The organism is Micromonospora sp. NPDC048999 (assembly GCF_040649295.1).
GTDB lineage: Bacteria > Actinomycetota > Actinomycetes > Mycobacteriales > Micromonosporaceae > Micromonospora.
The window spans coordinates 216,624-231,532 of sequence record NZ_JBEZFI010000004.1 but is presented as its reverse complement, the minus strand read 5'-3'; the positions used below and the strand labels follow the sequence as shown (position 1 = coordinate 231,532).

General features: G+C 71.4%; 16 protein-coding genes and 2 tRNA genes. 9 read left to right on the top strand and 9 right to left on the bottom strand.

Annotated elements, in window-relative coordinates; all coding sequences use genetic code 11:
• Positions 1 to 63 precede the first annotated feature (63 nt).
• From AB0C02_RS09010 to AB0C02_RS09000, 3 genes are all read left to right on the top strand, one after another.
• Positions 64 to 139 (top strand) — tRNA-Lys (locus tag AB0C02_RS09010).
• A gap of 289 nt (positions 140 to 428) precedes the next feature.
• A tRNA-Lys gene (locus AB0C02_RS09005) sits at positions 429 to 501 on the top strand.
• 3 nt (positions 502 to 504) lie between these two features.
• Positions 505 to 1,068, top strand: coding sequence for a DUF4326 domain-containing protein (locus AB0C02_RS09000; RefSeq protein WP_357542781.1), 564 nt, complete (start codon positions 505 to 507; stop codon positions 1,066 to 1,068).
• On the opposite strand, the gene AB0C02_RS08995 is transcribed toward AB0C02_RS09000, so the two are convergent.
• A complete protein-coding gene (locus AB0C02_RS08995) occupies positions 1,058 to 1,948 on the bottom strand; it encodes a hypothetical protein (protein WP_357542779.1) in 891 nt (296 codons plus the stop codon). The two genes, AB0C02_RS09000 and AB0C02_RS08995, sit on opposite strands and share 11 nt — an antisense overlap.
• Before the next feature lie 262 nt (positions 1,949 to 2,210).
• On the opposite strand from AB0C02_RS08995, the gene AB0C02_RS08990 reads away from it, so the two are divergent.
• Positions 2,211 to 2,873 carry a pentapeptide repeat-containing protein gene (locus AB0C02_RS08990; RefSeq protein WP_357542777.1) on the top strand — a complete coding sequence of 221 codons (663 nt, stop codon included), beginning with the start codon at positions 2,211 to 2,213 and terminating at the stop codon, positions 2,871 to 2,873.
• A 16-nt stretch (positions 2,874 to 2,889) separates the two neighbouring features.
• Entirely contained in the window at positions 2,890 to 3,459 is a 570-nt protein-coding gene (locus AB0C02_RS08985; protein WP_357542775.1) for a kinase, read from the top strand.
• A gap of 25 nt (positions 3,460 to 3,484) precedes the next feature.
• On the opposite strand, the gene AB0C02_RS08980 is transcribed toward AB0C02_RS08985, so the two are convergent.
• From AB0C02_RS08980 to AB0C02_RS08970, 3 genes are all read right to left on the bottom strand, one after another.
• Entirely contained in the window at positions 3,485 to 4,606 is a 1,122-nt protein-coding gene (locus AB0C02_RS08980) for a hypothetical protein (protein ID WP_357542773.1), read from the bottom strand.
• Between the two features lie 82 nt (positions 4,607 to 4,688).
• Positions 4,689 to 5,342 carry a response regulator transcription factor gene (locus AB0C02_RS08975; protein WP_357542771.1) on the bottom strand — a complete coding sequence of 218 codons (654 nt, stop codon included), beginning with the start codon at positions 5,340 to 5,342 and terminating at the stop codon, positions 4,689 to 4,691.
• Positions 5,330 to 7,312, bottom strand: a complete 1,983-nt coding sequence (locus AB0C02_RS08970; protein WP_357542769.1) for a histidine kinase — start codon at positions 7,310 to 7,312, stop codon at positions 5,330 to 5,332. Before AB0C02_RS08970 ends, AB0C02_RS08975 begins: the two co-directional genes overlap by 13 nt.
• A gap of 162 nt (positions 7,313 to 7,474) precedes the next feature.
• On the opposite strand from AB0C02_RS08970, the gene AB0C02_RS08965 reads away from it, so the two are divergent.
• The 3 genes from AB0C02_RS08965 (at position 7,475) to AB0C02_RS08955 (ending at position 9,323) form a co-directional block, all read left to right on the top strand.
• Positions 7,475 to 7,843, top strand: a complete 369-nt coding sequence (locus AB0C02_RS08965) for a hypothetical protein (protein ID WP_357542767.1) — start codon at positions 7,475 to 7,477, stop codon at positions 7,841 to 7,843.
• Positions 7,840 to 8,517 (top strand): hypothetical protein, encoded by a 678-nt coding sequence (locus AB0C02_RS08960; RefSeq protein WP_357542765.1) that lies wholly within the window; start codon positions 7,840 to 7,842, stop codon positions 8,515 to 8,517. Before AB0C02_RS08965 ends, AB0C02_RS08960 begins: the two co-directional genes overlap by 4 nt.
• Positions 8,518 to 8,594: 77 nt before the next feature.
• The gene (locus AB0C02_RS08955; RefSeq protein ID WP_357542763.1) at positions 8,595 to 9,323 is read left to right on the top strand and encodes a Clp protease N-terminal domain-containing protein; all 729 of its coding nucleotides are present in this window, start codon (positions 8,595 to 8,597) and stop codon (positions 9,321 to 9,323) included.
• A 168-nt stretch (positions 9,324 to 9,491) separates the two neighbouring features.
• On the opposite strand, the gene AB0C02_RS08950 is transcribed toward AB0C02_RS08955, so the two are convergent.
• The 5 genes from AB0C02_RS08950 to AB0C02_RS08930 all read right to left on the bottom strand — a co-directional run bounded on the left by AB0C02_RS08950 (position 9,492) and on the right by AB0C02_RS08930 (position 13,566).
• The gene (locus tag AB0C02_RS08950) at positions 9,492 to 10,010 is read right to left on the bottom strand and encodes a hypothetical protein (protein WP_357542761.1); all 519 of its coding nucleotides are present in this window, start codon (positions 10,008 to 10,010) and stop codon (positions 9,492 to 9,494) included.
• Between the two features lie 131 nt (positions 10,011 to 10,141).
• Positions 10,142 to 10,849 carry a TetR family transcriptional regulator gene (locus AB0C02_RS08945; RefSeq protein WP_357542759.1) on the bottom strand — a complete coding sequence of 236 codons (708 nt, stop codon included), beginning with the start codon at positions 10,847 to 10,849 and terminating at the stop codon, positions 10,142 to 10,144.
• Positions 10,782 to 11,282 (bottom strand): DCC1-like thiol-disulfide oxidoreductase family protein, encoded by a 501-nt coding sequence (locus AB0C02_RS08940; RefSeq protein ID WP_357542757.1) that lies wholly within the window; start codon positions 11,280 to 11,282, stop codon positions 10,782 to 10,784. Before AB0C02_RS08940 ends, AB0C02_RS08945 begins: the two co-directional genes overlap by 68 nt.
• Positions 11,279 to 11,770 (bottom strand): hypothetical protein, encoded by a 492-nt coding sequence (locus tag AB0C02_RS08935; RefSeq protein WP_357542755.1) that lies wholly within the window; start codon positions 11,768 to 11,770, stop codon positions 11,279 to 11,281. The genes AB0C02_RS08940 and AB0C02_RS08935 overlap by 4 nt, the downstream gene beginning before the upstream one ends.
• Before the next feature lie 314 nt (positions 11,771 to 12,084).
• Positions 12,085 to 13,566 carry a glycoside hydrolase family 3 N-terminal domain-containing protein gene (locus AB0C02_RS08930; protein ID WP_357542753.1) on the bottom strand — a complete coding sequence of 494 codons (1,482 nt, stop codon included), beginning with the start codon at positions 13,564 to 13,566 and terminating at the stop codon, positions 12,085 to 12,087.
• Positions 13,567 to 13,690: 124 nt separating this feature from the next.
• On the opposite strand from AB0C02_RS08930, the gene AB0C02_RS08925 reads away from it, so the two are divergent.
• Positions 13,691 to 14,866, top strand: a complete 1,176-nt coding sequence (locus AB0C02_RS08925; protein ID WP_357542751.1) for an ROK family transcriptional regulator — start codon at positions 13,691 to 13,693, stop codon at positions 14,864 to 14,866.
• Positions 14,867 to 14,909 lie beyond the last annotated feature (43 nt).

Below are 14,909 nucleotides of genomic sequence, written 5' to 3'. Positions count from 1 at the left end.
AGCCGAGGATCGGATTGGAACCCGGGTCGGGGAGCGTGCTAGTGTTCTCCCCGTTGCCGACGAGCGCCGCTAGCTCAACTGGCAGAGCAGCGGACTCTTAATCCGCGGGTTCGGGGTTCGAGTCCCTGGCGGCGCACCAGCAATCAAGGCTCTGGTCTGATGTCCTGCATCCGGCCAGAGCCTTTTTCGTATTCCCGGTTCCGACCCGGGCTGGCGACCAGAATGAGGGCGTCTTGCCCGCCCTGGCCCGACCGACGCCGTGGTCGACATGATCGGCGCCACCGTCTGCAGTCGGCGAGGCGCGCCGCATGCTGGAGCAGGGCGAGATCCGTGGACGGCGGGTGGTGATCCGCCCGTAGCGGGGGCGGGGGTGCCTCCCGGCAGGCCCCGGCAAGGGGCGTGTTAACGTTTCTCCCCGTTGCCAACGAGCGCCGCTAGCTCAACTGGCAGAGCAGCGGACTCTTAATCCGCGGGTTCGGGGTTCGAGTCCCTGGCGGCGCACCTGTGATAAGGCCCTGGCCTGGCGTTTCACGCCGGGTCGGGGCCTTCTTCGTGTCCACCGGTCTGGATGGTCGCTCGGTGGGTGCTCGGAAGCAGTTGGACCGGGTTGGCGTGGCCGGGACACGGCGCCGTCTCTCCTCGCAATCTCCAAGACGACCCGCGTGCACGAGCCCTTCGGGGTCATCAGCGCAGCCGATTACCTGCCCGGACGTCGAGGTGCTTCCGTCGAGCACCCACTCGGAGCCCGTCGTTGACGGTTACGCTGGCGGGGTGGTGGCGCAGTCGCGGGTTCGCGTGCAGGGGGACCTCTACCACCCGGTGGTACCGCCTGGTGCCGTCTACGTGGGGCGACAGGGGTTCGGGTTGCGGCGTTCTCCTTGGGCTAATCCATTCAGCCTCCGCAAGCATGATCGGGCTGAGGCGTTACGCCTCTACCGGCAATGGCTTGTGCGGCAGCCGGCGCTTGTTGAGCGGGCGCGTCGGGAGCTCACGGGAAAGCAGCTGGCGTGTTGGTGCCGCGTCGAGGATGCGTGCCATGCTGACGTGCTGACCGAGATCATCGGCTGACGTGCAATCGGTATCGAGCGGTGGGCCGCCTCGGTGCGTACACACCGCCAATGCTGAAGGACTGCGGTCTTGCTGCTTGATTGCCTACATAGAAGGCGATTTCGCGGTCGGCTGCGCAGAGTTGGGTGAGGAACTTGTGTCTCAGCTGATCCGCAGCATCCGCGTCGGTGAGCTGACTCAGACGACGTTGCAGGGCGATGAACTCCCAGTCCCAGAGCGTCTGCTGGTGACCGCGGCAATGGCGGTCTGCGCACCGGTAGCGGTAGGCGCCGGTGAATCGCGGTGCCTGAAGAGGGCTTCGCTTGGACGGCTCCAGTAGGTCGAGCTGGTTGAGGTAGCCGGCAATCTTCTTGCGCTCCTCCGCCGACCAGCCGGGATGGCGCTTGACCTGTAGGGCCGAGATGTCGGCGACGCGAATCAGCGCGATCGATCGTGCCCTCGGGTCGTCGCGGGTCTGCTTGTTGAGCCGGCACATGGAGTCTTCGATGAGTGGATCGAGGAGATTTCGACGGGACTGCTGGTTGGCAAGTTGCTGCTCGGTGGTGATGGTGTCCACGATCGGCTTCCAGCTCTCGCGGCGCTGGTCCTGCCGGGCCGGCAGTGCCTCGAGGTGGACAATGTCGTACTTGCGGAACTTGCTGTCGTCGGCCAGTTCTCGAAAGTGGATCGGGTAGAGCCGAATCCAGCCCGTCCAGGGCGGGTCCAGGCCGAGCGCGCCGACGCAGACTGTCTCCCCGTAGCGGGCGGAGGGGTTGGGCGCCGCCTTTACGGTGATCAGGAGGCGGAGTGTCGCCGGTCGTGCCAGGACTGGCTTCGACGGCGGACGCGCGTCCGCGCCCGGTCCCCACAACGGAAGTTGTCCCAACGGAACCACCAACATCGCTAAGTGTGACCGCCTGCGCACTCGACGTTGCATAGATAGCTTCGCATCTAAATTGGTGGGGCGCTAGTCCTCGGAGGCAGCCTGGCCGTCGCCTGAGGTCGTCTGAGGGTTGGAGTGCCCAAAGCCGTCAGGGCATCAAGATGCTTGCGGTGTTCCAGGACCTTGCGGGATGGGACAACTGGAACAAAAAGAAGTAGCCTACCCACCCGAGACGCGTGGGGTGGCGTGCCCGCCCCGCGCTTACACAGGTTGAGGACATATGCGCACCACCACGATCGGCGACGTGAGGATCTTGCTGCCTGACCTCGACCCGGACGACCTCGACAGCGTGACCGAATTGGGGGACGGCCTCGCCGACGCCATTGTCGAAGGCGGCTCCTGGCATGGCCTGCAGCTGGAGGATTGTCGTATCCGTAGCAGCCGGATCAGCGGTGGGGACCTCAGCGGGAGCACCTGGGAAGCGGGCAGCCTCTACGGCTGCGAGATCACCCGTACCGACTTCTCCGGCGCGAGCCTGACCGGCATCACCATCGACCGGTCCGCAATCACCGGCTCACGGTTCACCGGCACCAGACTCACCGACGTCCGCCTCAAGGACGTCCTATTCGACGGCTGCCGCTTCGACTACGCCACCTTCCAGCGCGTCACCGCCGCCGGCTCGGTCGCCTTCACCGACTGCACCCTCACCAACGCCACTTGGTCCTCCTGCCGGCTTCCTGGTATCGCGCTGCGGTCCTGCGGTGTCGACGGCTTGGAGTTGGACGCCTGTCATCTCGACGGCACCGACCTGCGGGGCAGCCGCCTTCACGGACTGAAGACACCCCTCGACAATCTGCACGGCGTCACCCTCACCGAGGATCAACTTCCTGACGTCACCCAACTGGCCGTCGACGCACTGGGCCTCACCGTGCGCAACGACTGACCCCGGAGGAGGCATCGTGTCCGTTGAAACCGTGCCCACCGGCAGCCCGGAAACGATCCTCGTGTGTGTCCGGGGCAACTCCGGCTCGGGCAAGAGCAGCATCGCCCGGCAGTTACGGCGCCGGCACGGCCGGGGCTGCGCCCTGGTCGAGCAGGACTACCTGCGCCGGATCGTGTTGCGGGAGCGGGACAAGCCCGGCGGCGCGGCTCCCGCGCTGATCGCGCAGACCGTTCGGTTCGCGCTCGACCACGGTTACCACGTGGTGCTGGACGGCATCATGCACGCCGACCGCTACCGAAGCATGCTGACCGCTCTCCGTGACGGCCACCGGGGTCGGTCGCTGTTCTGCTACCTCGACGTGTCCCTGCCCGAGACCCTGCGCCGGCATCTCACGCGTCCGCAGGCCAACGAGTTCACCGTCGAGCACATGAGCGGCTGGTACGCCGCCCACGACATGCTGGGCTGGCCCGACGAACTCGTCCTCCCAGAGACCACCACGCTCGAAGAGGCCGTCGAGACCATCGCCGCAGCCGCCGGGCTAACCCAGACCGGCCGTGACGACGACCTGCTTCCGATCGTTCCGTAACCCTGACCGGGAAGGGTGGTTGGCTTTACTTCTGGTGTCCGGCCCGGATGTGGGCGGCGAGGCGGTCGCTGAAGACGGTGACCCGGGGCAGATGGCTGTTGTCGTACCAGTCGGCCTTGTGTTTGCGAAGCAGTTGCTCACCGTGTTCGTGCCAGGTGAAGGCGGGCTTGCCGGTGGCCGCTCGTAGGACGCGATCGGCGTTGTCGGGGTGGCGGGCGGTGAGCCGCTGCAGCGGGACCGGGTCGACGCTGTCATCGTGGAGGTACGCCTTGATGACCTCCTTGTACCGGCGGCGGCGCATGAGATCCGGGTCAGCGAAGGCCTGCTGGGCGAGGTCGTAGTCGGCGTACATGCCGAGGCCGCTCTGCTGGTCGTAGATCACGCCGACGGATTCGACCGAGTCGTCGAGCCAGTCCAGGTCGGTCGGTGGGGCGGTGCCGGGTTTGCCGGAGTGAGTGTCCCAGTACTCGCGCATGGCCTTGTCGAGCCCGTCCACGCTCAGGGTGATCTCGTCGCTGCCGAAGTGCGCGACGAACGCGGCGTGTTGGGCGCGTTGCAGGTCCCACGCATGGGCGAGGCGCTGCGGGTTGTGGAAGACGAGTGCGGGCTGCTCGGCCGCGAGCCGGATCGCCATTTGATAGGCGCTGGCCTGTTGGTGGGCGGAGTAGACGGCGGTGCCGCCGCTGAGCAACCAGTCGTCGTGAACGGGGACGATCCGGCTGCCGAGATACGAGCCCGGCGGCATCCGGTCGAAGATCGACTCGTCGGCGTTGCTGCGAATGCGGTAGGGCAGATCGTCGACGAGGTTCACGGCGTGCAGGACGGAGCCATCGCGCCTGGTCACCTCGAAGACGCCTTCGCGTACGTCCCGCCAACCGAGGAGAAAGTCGCGCTCGGCGTCGGACAGCTTGGGATGTGCCTCGACGAACAGGTCGACGACGGTGCGCCCGTCGTGCAGGCGGTGCTCCTGAATGAACCAGTCGAAGAAGTTTGACAGCTCGCCCTCGTCTTCGACGACGACGACCCGCCCGAACCGGGCTCTGATCTCCTGCCGGAACGCCCGGTCGAAGCGCGGCTTCCGCGAGTAGTCGAGCAGCTCACGCTTCAACATCACGCTGCGCTGCACCAACTCGTCGATCGATGACACCCGGCCGCCCTTCGTCGTGACGAGACTTTGCCCGAGTCATGCGCTCGGCGTCGGCGGGCACGATACCCGCCGGGCGGTGCGTTCAGCCGGAGTGACGCGGCCTTCTGAGGTGGACGAGCACCGCGAGCACCCGTCGGTGGTCCTCATCGGAGGAGGCCAGGCCGAGCTTGGCCATGATCGAGCTGACGTGCGCCTCGACGGTCCGTTCGGTGAGCCACAGTCGGCGGGCGATCCCGACGTTCGTCAGCCCCTGAGCCATCAGCGCGAGGACCTCCCGCTCCCGGGCGGTGAGGGTGCTGAGCGGGTCGTCCGGCGGCCGGTGACCGATGAGCCGGGTGACCACCTCCGGGTCGAGTGCCGACCCGCCCGTGGCCACCCGCCGCAGCGCGTCGAGGAAGTCGTCGACGTCGAGGACGCGGTCTTTGAGCAGGTAGCCGAACCGTCCGCCGGTGACCAGGTCCACCGAGTGTCGGGTCTCGATGTGCTGGGAGAGCAGCACGATGCCGAGCCTCGGCTGCCGCGCGCGGATCTGCCGGGCCGCCCGGGCCCCGTCGTCGGTGTGGTCGGGCGGCATCCGGACGTCGATGATGACCAGGTCGGGCTCGGTCTCCTCGGTGACGGCCAGCAGGCTCGGCGCGTCGACCGCCTTGCCGACCACCTCGTGGCCGGCATCCGCGAGCAGCCGTGCCAGTCCTTCGCGGAACAGCGCCGAGTCCTCGCCGATCACGATCCGCACGGGAGCACCGCCTCGACGAGCGTTCCGCTGCCCGGCTGGTCGGCCACCGTGAGCGAGCCCCCGGCGGCGGCCACCCGGTCGCCGAGGCCCGCCAGCCCGCCGCCGGGCCGTGCGCGGGCGCCGCCGACGCCGTCGTCGCGGACCAGCACGGTCAGGTCGCCGTCCGCCCGGGACACCCGCAGGTGTACGGCGCTGGCGCCGGAATGCTTGACCACGTTCGCCAGTGCCTCGCTGGCCACGTAGTAGGCGGTGGTGGCGAGGTCCTCGGGCACCGGCTCGGGGCAGACGTCGAGCGTGACCGACAGCGGCACGGCGCGCACCAGCATCGTCAGCGCGTTGGCCAGCCCCTCGTCCAGGCTGGACGGCCGCAGCCCGTGCGCGATCTGCCGCAGCTCGGCGACCGCCGTGCCGAGCTCGGCGACGGCCTGGTCGAGCAGGCCGGCCACGTCGGTTTCGGGCAGGCGCCGCTGGGCGAGGCGCAGCGCCATGCCGAGTGAGACGAGCCGCTGCTGGGCGCCGTCGTGCAGGTCGCGTTCCAGCCGTAGCCGCTCGGCGTAGCCGGCGCGGAGCAGCCGGGCCCGGCTGGCCTCCACGTCGAGCAGGGCTCGGCGTAGCTGCAACCGCAGCCGGACCACCTCGACGAGCAGCGCGCAGGCGTCGGCGAGCTCGCGCATCAGCTCGCGGGTGGTGGCCTCGCCGCGCACGAGGACGCCGACCTGCTGGCCACCCAGCCGGATCACCGTCGCGTCCCCGGCCGCCGCGAGGCTTGCCCCGGTCGCGGTGACCAGCTCATTCGTCCCCGGCATCCGGTAGCCGACCCGTACCTCCGGATCACGTAACGCCTGTCGCAGTGCCTCTTCGAGCTGTTCCGGCGCCGCCTCACCGGCGTGCATCCGGTCCCGCAGGTCCTCGATCGCCGCGAGCGCGGCTCGGCGGGCGGGATAGAACCGGCGGTCCACCTGTTGCTGCAACCGGACGCGTAATGGGGACAGCGCGAGCGCGCAGACCGCGGTGGCGCCGGCCGCGGCCACCGGCGAGGTACGCCCGGCCGCCACGCCGGCGACGAACATGGCGACCGTGTAGAACGCCAGCAGCGCGGCGGTGACCAGCCCGTAGGTGACCGTGGCGCTCAGCGCCTTGTCCACGTCGTACAGGTCGTGGCGGAGGATGCCGATCGCGGTCGCCGTCGGGACCGCGATCAGGGTCGCGACGACCCCGACCAGGGCCAGGTCCGGCCGGTCGAGCAGCAGGTAGCTCAGCCAGCACAGCAGCAGCGTCGCGGGCAGGAAGAACGCACCGAGCGCGAACCACTTCACCTGCGCCCGGCGTACCGGGTCGGTGGCCCGCTTGTATCGCACCACCATCGCCGAGGCGGACGCGACGAGCAGGGCGAGGAGACCGAGCAGGAGGGCGATCCCGATCGGTTCCACCACCCGCGCCAGCGCCGGGGACGGGGTGCCGAAGGCGTGGTCGACGTCCGCGAACGGCGGTGGGAACGGGGCGGGGTCGAGACCGGCGAGCACGATGAACGCCCCCGGCACGACCACGAGGCCGGCGGCCGCCACCCGCCAGCGTCGGCCGGGCAGCAGCCGCCCGTCGGGGAAGAGGAGCATGAGCAGCGCCGCCGGCACGTAGTTGAGCATCCAGGAGCCCTGGCCGATGGTGACCTGGAGCGACGACACCGGCAGCCGCCCCGGATGATGCGCGACGGCGTACGCGTAGACGTCGGTCAGGGCACCCCAGATCGCGAGCAGCCCGAAGAACGTGAGCAGCGGACCGATCACATTGGTCGGACGCCTCGACGCGATCAGCATGCCCAGGACCACGGAGGCGGCGGCGAGCAGGCAGGCGCTCGCGAAGTAGCCGACCTGGGCGGCGTCGCCGCCGAGGGTCAGCAGCCAGCTTCCCGCGCCGACGAGCAGGACGGCGAGCGCCGTCATCGCGTACGCGACCAGCCGCGGCAGGGTCATGGCCCCCACCGTAAGCCCACCAGGACACCAACGGGTACGTGCCAGCACGGAGATCGTCTCCGTACCTCCCCGCACCCCGGGTCCCGAGCCCGCACCGATGCCCTGGACCGGGCAGCGGGCCAAGACTGCTGGTCAGAAACATTCGCTCAAGGGAGGGCAACCGTGACACATACCCGCACCTTCACCGTCGGTCTGGCCATCGCCGGCCTGCTCGGGCTCCTCGATCTGGCCACCTGGCTCTCCGGCGTGGGCGGGGAGGGGCAGCCGCCGGTCGCCGCGGCGGTGGTCATCACCCTGCTCGGCGCGATCACCCTCGCCGGCGCCGGGTTCGCCTGGCGCGGACGGCGTGGTGGCCTGGTGACGGTGATCGTCACCCGGATCCTGTCCGGGCTTGCCGCGCTGCCCGCCTTCGCCGACGACACCATCTCCACCGCGAACGAGGTGCTGATCGGCGTCGGTCTCGCGGTCACCGTCATCGCCCTGGTGCTGATCTGGCCGGGCCTGCGGCGGCCGGCGGTGGCCACATCATGACCGCCACCCTCGACCGCGACGTCACGCTCGCCCCGACCGACACGCCACGCCGCATCGGCACCGCACTCGCGATGGTGCTCGCTCCGTGGGGGTTCGTGGTCGCCAACGCCGCCTACGCCGTCGCCACCCGCAACGGTGGCAGCGACGAGACCGGCGCGGACAGTCTCGCGCTCTCCGCCGCGCATCCGACGCCGCTGCGGGTGAGCACCATCGCAGCCCTGATCGGCTGCCTGCTCATCATCCCGGCCACGCTCGGCGCCATGGGGTTCACCCGGACTCGGGCGAACCGGCTCGGCCTCATCGGCGGATCCCTCATGATCGGCGGGTACGTGGCGTACTTCGGCGCCGTGATGGGGGGCTTCGTCACCCTGGCCATGGCCGAGCGCGGCGGCCCCACCGGCGACTACGCCGCGGTGCTGGACGCCGGCTCCGAGGCCGCGATCCCGTTCCTGCTGCTCTTCGTGGCCGGAAACATCCTGGGCACGCTGCTGCTCGGCATCGCCCTGCTGCGCGCCCGGACCGTACCGATCTGGGCCGCTGCCGGGATCTGCGCCTGGCCGGTGCTGCACGTGACCGGCCTGATCGCCGGCACGGAGTGGTTCGAGGTCGCCGGCGCGACGCTGCAGGCCGTCGGCTTCGCCGCCCTCGCTCTTCGGCTGGCCCGGAGCAGCTGACCCGTGTTGACCCGTCGGGGCCACGCGTCCGTCAACTACTGGTTGACGGACGCTTCCCGTCAACCTATGGTTGACGCATGGCGGATCCATTGAAGATGACCCACCCGGTACGCCTCGACGACCTGATCGAGGGCATCAAGAAGACGCACGCCGACGCGCTGGACCAACTCGCCGACGCCGTGCTGGTCGCCGATCACCTGGGCGACATCGCCGACCACCTGATCGGGCACTTCGTCGACCAGGCCCGACGCTCGGGCGCCTCGTGGACGGAGATCGGCCGCAGCATGGGCGTCAGCAAGCAGGCCGCCCAGAAGCGGTCCGCCGCGAAGGCCGAGACGGCCGCCGCGGCGCTCGACCCGAACGCCGGCTTCAGCCGCTTCACCGCCCGGGCGCGCAACGTGGTGATCGCCTCGCAGGAGGAGGCGCGGGCCGCCGGCAACGCCGAGATCGGCCCGGAACACCTGGCCCTCGGTCTGCTCGCCGAGCCGGACGGGATCGCCGCGGCGCTGATCGTGGCCCAGGGCGTACCCCTGGAGCGGCTGCGGGAGGTCGTCACCGCGACTCTGCCGGCGAAGGTCGACCAGGTCCCGGACCTCATTGCCTACGACGCGCGGGGCAAGAAGGTCCTGGAACTCACCTTCCGGGAGGCGCTGCGACTCGGGCACAACTACATCGGCACCGAGCACATCCTGCTCGCCCTCATCGAGGAGGAGGCCGGCGACGGCGTCCTCGCCGGCCTGGGCCTGCGCAAGGACACCATGGAGGCGGCCGTCCTCGGGGCCCTCGAGATGGCGCGGCGGCGCTGACCCACCCGCGGGGGACCGGAATCCCCCGCAGGTGGGAGCCCGGGACGGCACCTGGCCGGCAGGGTCGGAGGGTGGCAGCGCCGGTGCCCACACGGGCACCGGCGACGACCCCCCGGCACCGCCGGCCGGGTACGCGGCACGGGGGCGCGTACCCGGCGGGGTGGGACGTCAGTCGGCGGTGGGGAAGCCGTAGCGGGCCGCGTGCTCCGGGTCGGCCGGGTCGACCTGGCGGATCCCGGCGTCGGCGAGGCGCTTGTTGACCTCGTCGAGGTGCTCGCGCACCAGCCGCGCCTCCTCCTCGTTCACCCGACCACGGTGCGGCTTGCCGGCGTGCTCGATGGTGCCGTAGTCGACCTTCTCGGCGCTCCGCCGCGCCTTCGGCAGCCTCACCCGCTCGGCGGTACGCAGCAGTTGCGCCATTGGCACGTCGGTGGCCATGGCATCGAACTCGCTGGCGGTCAGCACCACCCGCCGTGGCTCGCCCCCGCCGTGCTGGTCGTGGATCTCCACCACGGCCACGTCGAGCGCCGCGTCGTCGATGCTTTCCACCTCCAGCGGTGTGGCGTCCAACTGCACGGGCCCGGCGACGAGGTCAGGGTGTTCCAGCACGACGACCTTGACCGCCTCGTCGTCGGGGCGCAGCACCTGGCCGCTGAAGTCGGAGACCTGGATCGTCTTCTTGCCCATGCGCGGAGATTCTCCTGTCGTAGGCCGGAATTTCGGACCAGACGACGCTACCCGACACGTGTGCGACAGGTCGGGGTGGAGCACCCGCGTGTGTCGCGGCTTCCCTCTGGTGGGGCGGTGGAGCGATCGCGTCAGTGGCGAAGCGTGTGGATGAGGGTGAGCACCTGGCGGGTCACCGGGCGCAGCACGCGTAGCCGGGACAGCCCCACCAGCCGGTCGACCAGCGGGACCGCGCCATCGATCAGCTGCCGCGTCTTCAGCTGCCCCGGCGAGCGGTCGTGCACCCAGTAGAGCACCACACCCATGTACGCGAGCCAGAGCAGCTCCGGCAGCGCCGGGCGCAGCTCGGCGTCCACCCGGGCGGTGGACCCCTCCAGCGCCTCGCGGAAGAGCGCGATCGACGCCTCCCGTGGCTCCGACGACTCGGCCGAGAACGGGCTGAGCGGCGAGGTCGGCTCCGCCGCCGTCTTGAAGAAGGTGGCGGCGAATGAGTGATACGGCGTCAGCGCGTCCACGCCGGCGTGCAGCACCCCGGCCAGCCGGGCGGCGAAGTCCCGCTCCCGAGCGAGCACCGGCGCGGCCGTCGCCCGGTGCTCGTGCTGGGTGTCCGCGTAGAACTCCTGGATCAGGTGTTCCTTGGAGCCGAAGTAGTAGTAGGCGTTGCCCACCGCCACGCCGGCCTCCTGGGCGATCGCGCGCATCGTGGTACGCGTGTAGCCCCGCTCGCGGAACAGCCGCATCGCGGTGTCCAGGATCAGCTGCCGGGTCTGCTCACCCCGGGCCGTCGCCCCGGTGGGCGGGCCACCCGCACCGGTCGTCGACGCAGTCTGCTCGGTCATCATGGTCACCGTATCCCGGGTTCGGCCAGGGCTGGCGGACCAGTTCGCGTACCGAGGAGGCGGTCGCCACCACCCGCCGGGCCAGCGGCAGCAGGTCGCGGCGGGCCAGCCTTTCCGCGGTCCGGCGGTGGTCGGCCAGCGCCCAGAGGCAGGCGAACCAGGCGCCGTCGCCCGCGTACACCGCGCCCGTGTCCGCCACCACGGTCAGGTCCCGCAGGGTCGCGTCGTGGTCCAGCCCGGGGAAGCGCCGCCGGGCCTCCACCGAGCCGGCCGGCACGAACTCCAGGGGTACGAGCTGAGCGCGCGACGCGAGCCACTGCCGGGCGGCGCGACACAGCGGGCAGTGCGCGTCGTAGAGGACGGTGAACCAGCGGATCCCACCGGCCCCGTGCCCGGTGGGATCCGCCGGCTGCCCGGCGGGTACGACCGTCATCGCGCCGGCGGCATCGGGCCGGCTTGCGTGGGTCCGGCGTGCGTCGGGCCGGACTGGACCGGGCCGGCGGGGTTGACCGGCCGGCCACCGGGCTGTGCTGGCACATAGCCGACCGGCGCGAGCGGCGGGTGGCTGGCCGCCTGCTGGCGGAGCCGGCCGCGCCGGTACCGACCGAGCGCGAAGACGTTGAAGAAGTGCAGCGCGCCGAGGACCAGCAGCACCCAGCCCACCTTCATGGACAGTTCCTCGAGTGCCTGGCTGGTGGTGCCGACCGCGCGGGCCTCCTTCATCGCCACCGTCACGTAGCCGAGGTTGAGCAGGTAGAAGCCGACCACCAGCAAGCTGTTGATCGCGTCCGCCAGCCGCTTGTCGGTGAAGACATCCTCCAGGAAGACCAGCCCGTTACGGGACAGCGCCCGGGCCACCCAGATGGTCAGACCGATGCTGACCGCGAGGTAGGCCAGGTACATCCAGACCTTCACGTCCATCTCGTCGCCTTTCTTGAACGTGTTCAAATCGAAGTCGCCCTCAGCGTATGGCAGGACTTGAACGCGTTCAAGAGAGGGGCGGCGCGAGACCGGCGGAGCTGAATCGGCCGCTGCCGGCGGAGGTTGTCCTCGTCGGGCCCTTTCGAGCTGATGGCCTGAACGACTCGCCCAGGGCGAGTCGTTCACGCCATCAGCTCCAAAGGCAGCGAGAAGGAACCGGCCGGGTGCCAGGAACGCGCGCCGGGCCGGCCGCCGTTGACGGTGCGGGGCGGGTGGCGGGCTGGGGAGCGACGGGCGGCGCTTAGGGCGGCGGGTCAGCCGGTCAGGCCGAGCACCTGCGCCGCCGCGCGCCCGTTGGCGTGGCTGGCGCCGTACGTGGTGACGAACGCGCGGGCCCCGGCCGGACGCCAGGCACCCGGCCAGCCCATCTCCACCACGGTCACCGGGTGCGCGGCGGCCAGCGCCTCGGCCAGCCCTCTCGCCCCGGGCAGCCGGTGCAGGTGGCGGCCGACCAGCACGATCGGTCGTTCGCCGGCCCGCCGGCGCAGCTCGTCGGGGTCGGTCTCGCCGGCGACCACCCGGACCTCCTCGGCCCGGGCGAGGTGCGGCCCCAGCCCCCACGGCACCCGCCCCTCGGCGATGGTGGAGGCGGCGTGCACCTGCACCACCAGCGGCACGATCAGGCCGGTCACGTCGCCCTCGACGCGTACCGCGCGCAGCGCCGCGGCGTAGCCGAGGCCGTCGGCCGCGTCGGCCCCGGCCGCGTCGGCCCCGACCACGCCGACACCAGCCGCGTCGGCCCCGGTCCCGGCGGCCAGTTCGGCGGCCCGCCCGGCGGCCTCCTCGACCCGGGCCCGGTCCAGCCGGCCGTCGCCGAGCGCGCCGACGATCTCCCCGGCCACCAGTTCCACCAGATCGGCGTCGACCTTCGCGCCGATGCAGAGCAGGTCCGCCCCGGCGGCCAGCGCGCGTACGGCGGCCGGACCGACCCCGCCCGCGGCCAGCGCCGCGCCCTTCATCTCCAGCGCGTCGGTGATCACCGTGCCGGTGAAGCCGTACTCGTCGCGGAGTAGGTCGACCAGGACCGGTCGGCTGAACGTGGCCGGGCCCTCGCCGGTCAGCGCCGGGACCCGGATGTGCGCGGTCATGATCGCGCGTACCCCGGCGTCGATCACCGCGGCGAACGGCGGCAGGTCGCGCTCGCGGAGCACCGCCGGGGGCACGTCGACGGTGGGCAGTTCGTAGTGGGAGTCGGCGACGGTCGCGCCGTGCCCGGGAAAGTGCTTGGCGCAGGCGGCCACCCCGGTCGACTGGAGGCCGGCGACCGCGGCGGCCGAGTGGGCGGCCACCCGGGCCGGATCGGCGCCGAACGAACGGGTGCCGATCACCGGGTTCTCGTCGGCGCTGTTCACGTCGACGGTGGGGGCCAAATCGAGGCTGATGCCGAGCGCCCCGAGTTCCGCCCCGATCGCCGCGTACACCTGGCCGGTCAGCGTCACGTCGCCCACCGCACCGAGCGCGGCGTTGCCCGGGTACGGGCTGCCGGTGGCGTGCGCCAGCCGGGTGACGTCGCCGCCCTCCTCGTCGATCGCGATGATCGCGTCGGGGCGGCCGGCGCGCAGCGCGGCGGTGGCCGCCGCCACCTGGGCCGGGTCGTGGATGTTGGTGCCGAACAGAGTGTGCCCGGCGAGCCCCTCGGCGAGCAGGTCCACCGCCCAGTCGGGCGGGACCGGGCCCGGATACGCCGCCAGCAGTGTGCCCAGCGCCAGCCGCCGGAGTCCTGGATCCTGCCCCACGAGTCTCCCCTTTCCCTGCCGGGTCGTCCGACGAACCCGGATCGGGGTGGCCGATACGCTGACGGACACCCCCGTACAGGCGTTTTTGTGGTTAGCAAACTTTACTGAAAATAGAGGACGTGGCATGAGTGCGACCCGGCTGCCCGGCACCCCCCGCCTGCTACGCGCGCTCAACGACCGCGCGGCGCTGGAGCTGCTGCTCGAACGCGGGCCGCTCACCCGGGCTCGGCTCGGCGAGTTGACCGGGCTGTCCAAGGTGACCGCGTCGCAGTTGGTGGAGCGGCTGGAGGAGCGCGGCCTGGTCACCCGGGTCGGCGAGCAGGCCGGTGGGCGGGGCCCCAACGCCCAGCTCTACGCGGTCCGCCCGAGCAGCGCGTACGTGGTCGGCGTGGACGTCGGCGCCGAACGCGTGGTGGCGGCCTGCGCCGACATCACCGGCGCGGTTGTCGGCCGAGTGGAACAGTCCACCCGGGACACCGACGACCCGGTGGGCGTGGTGCACAACGCCGTGGTGCAGGCGGCGAGCAGCGCCGGCGCGGAGCTGTCGAGCGTGCGGCGCATCGTGCTGGGCACCCCGGGCCTGGTCGACCCGAGCACCGGCGACATCACCTTCGCGTTCAACCTGCCGCGCTGGCACCGCGGCCTGCTCGCCGCGCTCCGGGAGGACCTGCACACCCCGGTGGTCTTCGAGAACGACGTCAACCTGGCCGCCGTCGCCGAGGCCCAGTCCGGCGCGGCTCAGGGCGTGTCGGACTTCGTGCTGGTCTGGGTGGGCGCGGGCGTCGGTCTGGCCATTGTGCTCGGCGGGCGGCTGCACCATGGCAGCAGCGGGGCGGCCGGCGAAATCGGCTACCTGCCGGTGCCCGGCGCGCCCATCCCGCGGGACGTCTCGAAGCGGGCCAAGCCGGCGTTCCAGCAGCTCGCGGGCGCGGACGCGGTGCGCGCGGTGGCCGCCGAGCACGGTTTCGCCGCGGAGCGCGTCGACGAGGCCGTGCGCGCCGCGATCGCCGCCGGCACCGCCGGTGGACCGATGCTGGACGAGTTGGCCCGCCGGTTGGCCCTCGGCGTGGCGAGCACCTGCGTGGTGCTCGACCCGCCGCTGGTGGTGCTCGCCGGCGAGGTGGGTCAGGCGGGCGGGGCGGCGCTGGCCGAGCGGGTGCAGCACGAGGTCGCCGCGATCACGCTGGTCCGGCCGCGGGTGGTCAGCACCGGGCTGACCGAGGAGCCGATCCTGCACGGCGCGCTGCGTACCGCGCTGGACGCGGTCCGCGACGAGGTGTTCGGCTCGACGGTCGGCTGACGGGCCGGGTACGGCCCCGCTGGGCGGGGCCGTACCGGTCGCG